The organism is Rhizobacter sp. P2_H3, from assembly GCF_056403355.1.
This window is the reverse complement of sequence record NZ_JBFUFQ010000357.1, coordinates 1-4,012: the sequence shown is the minus strand read 5'-3', so window position 1 is coordinate 4,012 and position 4,012 is coordinate 1. Positions and strand designations below refer to the sequence as shown.

The following is a 4,012-nucleotide window of genomic DNA, read 5'->3' as shown; positions in this document are numbered from 1 at the left end:
GGCCACGGCAGGCCGGACAGCACCGGTCGAACGAACCAATCCGCGTCTGCGCCATGATCGGAATCGCCGTGCGCTGATATCTCGCTGCGTGCAAGCGACGCGCTCAGGCCAAGCCCGTTTCACCACATCAACTCTCGACCTCGCGCAAGCCCTCCAGCAGGGCCTCGTACACCAGGCGGATGCGCGCCGGCACCGGCTGGCGCTGCACGCGGTAGACCGACAGTGGCCAGGGCTTGGGCGCCGTCTCGGGCAGGACCTCCTGCATCGCACCGCCGCGCAAGTGGTCTGCGACCAGCACGCCGGCCAGCTGTGCGATGCCCATGCCTGCGAGCACCGCATCGCACACGGCCTGGGCGTCGTCGGAGACGAATGCGGGGAGCGCGGGCAGGATCTCGCGCTCGCGGTTCAGCCTCCATGGCCAGGGGCGGCCGGTGTTGCGGTTGATCAGTTGGGCGGTGGGCAGGGTATTCAGGCCGGCCACCGACTCCACCGGCCCGATGCGTTTGAGCAGCGACGGCGCTGCGACGATGCGCAACGAGAATACCGACACCGTCCGCGCGACGAAGCGGCTGTCGCCCAGGCGGCCGGCGCGCACGCCGACGTCGATGCGCTGCGCCACCGCGTCGATCACCTGGTCGGACAGCCGCAGGTCGAAGCACAGGCCAGGATGCTGCAGCGCCAGGCGCTCGAGAAGGGGCATCACGAAGCGCCGACCCTGCATGGTCGGCGCCGCGATGCGCACCAGGCCCTGGACGGGCTCATCCTTCGCCAGCATCGCCGCCGCGAACAAGGCATCGACGCCCTGCAACGCCTGGCGCGCGTGCGGCACGAAGCGCTCGCAGAAATCGCTGGGTTGCACGCTGCGGGTGCTGCGGTGGAACAGCAGTTCGCCGAGATGGCCTTCGAGTTCCTTGACCGCCCGCGTGACCRCCTGCGGCGAGATCGAAAGGCGGATCGCAGCCTCGCGGAAGTTCTGCGTCTCGTATGCGACGAGAAAGGTGCGCAGCAGGTCGATACGGTTCAGCATCCCTTGATTATTCCTCTGCTGGGAATTCTGATCTCCCAGTGTATTCATTCACAGGATCAACGCCGGTTTCCATACTGCCTTCCATCGCCGGCACGTCGCCGGCGCCTCACAGGAGCAAGTGAATGGAATTCAAGGACAAGGTCGTGCTGATCACCGGCGCGAGCTCGGGCATGGGCCGTTCGGCCGCGCAGGCCTTCGCGCGCCAGGGTGCGAAGCTGGTGCTGGGCGCGCGCCGCCGGGCCGAGGGCGAAACCTTGGTGGAGCAGATCCGCGCACAGGGCGGCAACGCGGTGTTCGCCCCGACCGACGTGACGCGCGAGGCCGACGTGGACGCGCTGGTGCAGCTGGCGCTCTCGCACCACGGCCGGCTCGATGTGGCCTACAACAACGCGGGCATCGAAGGCCGCAGCGCCGAGTTCGCCGAGCAGGACAGCGACAACTACGACCTGGTCATGAACACCAACGTGCGCGGGGTGTTCTGGGCGATGAAGCACGAGATCCGCGCGATGCTGCAATCGGGCGGTGGTGCGATCGTCAACAATGCATCGGTAGGCAGCGAGGTCGGATTCCCGAACCTGGCGCCTTACATCGCGAGCAAGCATGCGGTGATGGGCTTGACGCGCACCGCGGCGCTTGAGTACGTGCAGCGCGGCATCCGCGTCAACGCGGTGAACCCGGGCATGATCGACACGCCGATGCAGGACCGCGTATGGGGCGGCGACGCACAGGCTCGCACCGCCTTCACCCAGCAGTTGCCGGCCGGTCGCTCCGGCTCGGCCGACGAAGTGACCGAGGCCGTGCTGTTCCTGGCTTCGCCCCGCGCCAGCTTTGTCACCGGCACCGGGCTGCTGATCGACGGCGGCTACGTGGCGCGCTGAGCGCCCGCACGGCCCGTGTCGGGCACGATCGAGCCACCGCGGCAACTCTCTCGCTACACTGACGTGCGCTGTCAATTGCGGAGGTAGCAATGCCTGACCCCGTAGAACCGTTGATCCTGGACCTCCTTGATTGGATCGGCCCGCATCCGCGCCCCTATGCCGAAGTCCTTGAAGCCTGGCGTACGTCGTGTCCACGCCTGCCCGTCTGGGAAGAGGCCAACAAGCGAGGCTTCGTCGATCACCTTCACGAGCAAGGGCAAGCGGCGCTGGTGGCGGTCAGCCCGCAAGGCCTGGCACACCTCGAGGCACGGCGCACAAACAGTGCGCCACCAGGAGCGCCTGCCGAAAGAGCCGACTCGGTCCCTGTCGTGGCCGAAGCCCCGGTAGCCGCACATGGCAGCCGGTAGCGCAGGCGAAGCGCCGCCTGACCCCTCATGTCAAACGTTGGGCGGCAGAAGATCGATCGCCTGCCCTCCACCTCACATCAAGGCATCCTGACCATGTCCACAGTCCGCACCGGAAATCAAGCAGCGCTCGTCGTGGTTGACGTTCAAGTCAGCGTCGTGGCCGAAGCCTGGGAGACCACGCGAGTCGTCAACAACGTCGCGCGCGTTGTTGAGCGCGCCCGGGAGCAACTTGTCCCCGTGATCTGGGTACAACATGACGACAAGGAACTCGTGCGCGACTCGCCGTCATGGCAACTGGTACCGGAATTGGTTCCCGCGCAAGGCGAAGCGCGGATCTACAAGCATTTCGAGTCGTCGTTCGAAGAGACGGGGCTCGAAGCCGAGCTTGCGCGCATCGGCGCGACGCACATCGTGCTGGCCGGCGCCGCGACCAACTGGTGCATCCGTGCCACCGCCTACGGCGCACTGGATCGCGGCTACGACCTGACTCTGGTCAAGGATGCGCACACGACGAAGAGTCTCGAACTTGAGAACGGGCCGAAGATCGAGGCCTCAAGCGTCGTTGCCGACTTGAACGTCGCGATGAAGTGGATCAGCTACCCCGGACGGAAGAACGGAACCGCAACAGCAGAGGAAGTCGACTTTGCTACACCAGGCGGCGTTCGCTGAAGTCCATGAACGCCGCCTGACCCGTCACTCGGCCACGTTCTCCAAATAGTGCAAAATCCGTCCGCCCGCCGCTCACCCGGCGRGCATCGCTAGGGGTGCTGGCCACGTTCACGTGACCGGCTGAGAGAGTCCCTTCGAACCTGACTGAGGTAATCCTCGCGCAGGGAAGCGTCGTGCCGCGGATCCTCTCTTCTTTGCCGCGGCCCGGTTGCGCCGACCTGCCATCGCCAAACCGGGAAGTACGATGGCATTCCGTTCTTGCAAGTCCCCTGCCCTGGCGCCGCTGGCGCCTTTGACCCTGGGCATCGCAGCCGCGTTCAGCGCGCATGCGCAATCCACCACCAGCACCATCGATCCGCAGACGCTGCCGCCGGTCACCGTGACCGGCCGCGCGCCCGATGCGGTCGCCACCATCGGCGGCTTCGGCGACCTGCCGCTGTCGAAGCTGCCGCTGCAGGCGAGCGTGATCAGCAGCGTCGCGATGAAGGATGCCGGCGTGCAGAGCCTGGCCGACATCACGCGCTTCGATGCGAGCCTCGGCGACGCCTACAACTCCGAGGGCTACTGGAGCACGCTGATGGTGCGTGGCTTCGCGACCGACAACCGCTTCAACTTCCGCCGCGACGGCCTGCCGATCAATGCCGAGACCGCGCTGCCGCTGGCCAACAAGGAGCGCATCGAGATCCTGAAGGGCACCAGCGGCATGCAGGCCGGCACGAGTGCGCCGGGCGGCCTGGTCAACCTGGTCGTGAAACGGCCCGAGGGCACGGTGCGCTCGGCCGCGCTGGAGTGGAAGCAAAGCCGCACCTGGCGCGGCGGTGTCGACATCGGCCAGCGCTTCGGAGAGGGCGATGCCTTCGGCATGCGGGTCAACGCGCAGTACGACGACCTCGATCCGCAGACGCACGACCTGCGCGGCCACAGCCAGCTGCTGGCGGTGGCCGGCGACTGGCGCGTGACGCCGGACACGCTGCTCGAGGCCGAGTTCGAGACCAGCCACCGCTCGCAGCCCAGCGTGCCGGCGATGAGCC

At 67.0% G+C, this 4,012-nt stretch carries 4 protein-coding genes and 1 riboswitch; of the genes, 3 read left to right on the top strand and 1 reads right to left on the bottom strand.

Annotated elements, in window-relative coordinates:
* Window positions 1–127 precede the first annotated feature (127 nt).
* A complete protein-coding gene (locus AC1D1T_RS30735; RefSeq protein ID WP_477993199.1) occupies window positions 128–1,027 on the bottom strand; it encodes a LysR family transcriptional regulator in 900 nt (299 codons plus the stop codon).
* 122 nt (window positions 1,028–1,149) lie between these two features.
* Between AC1D1T_RS30735 and AC1D1T_RS30730 the strand changes: the two genes are divergently transcribed.
* The 3 genes from AC1D1T_RS30730 to AC1D1T_RS30720 form a co-directional block, all read left to right on the top strand.
* Window positions 1,150–1,905, top strand: a complete 756-nt coding sequence (locus tag AC1D1T_RS30730) for a glucose 1-dehydrogenase (RefSeq protein ID WP_047502083.1) — start codon at window positions 1,150–1,152, stop codon at window positions 1,903–1,905.
* Between the two features lie 500 nt (window positions 1,906–2,405).
* A complete protein-coding gene (locus AC1D1T_RS30725; RefSeq protein WP_477825682.1) occupies window positions 2,406–2,981 on the top strand; it encodes an isochorismatase family protein in 576 nt (191 codons plus the stop codon).
* An 81-nt stretch (window positions 2,982–3,062) separates the two neighbouring features.
* A riboswitch (TPP riboswitch) is annotated at window positions 3,063–3,165 on the top strand.
* A 60-nt stretch (window positions 3,166–3,225) separates the two neighbouring features.
* Window positions 3,226–4,012, top strand: a 787-nt coding sequence (locus tag AC1D1T_RS30720) for a TonB-dependent siderophore receptor (RefSeq protein WP_477993198.1), incomplete at its 3' end; no start/stop codon positions are given.

Coding starts and splice junctions, on each gene's coding strand:
- AC1D1T_RS30725 (WP_477825682.1), top strand. CDS start 2,406: ATGTCCACAGTCCGCACCGGAAATCAAGCAGCGCTCGTCGTGGTTGAC.
- AC1D1T_RS30730 (WP_047502083.1), top strand. CDS start 1,150: ATGGAATTCAAGGACAAGGTCGTGCTGATCACCGGCGCGAGCTCGGGC.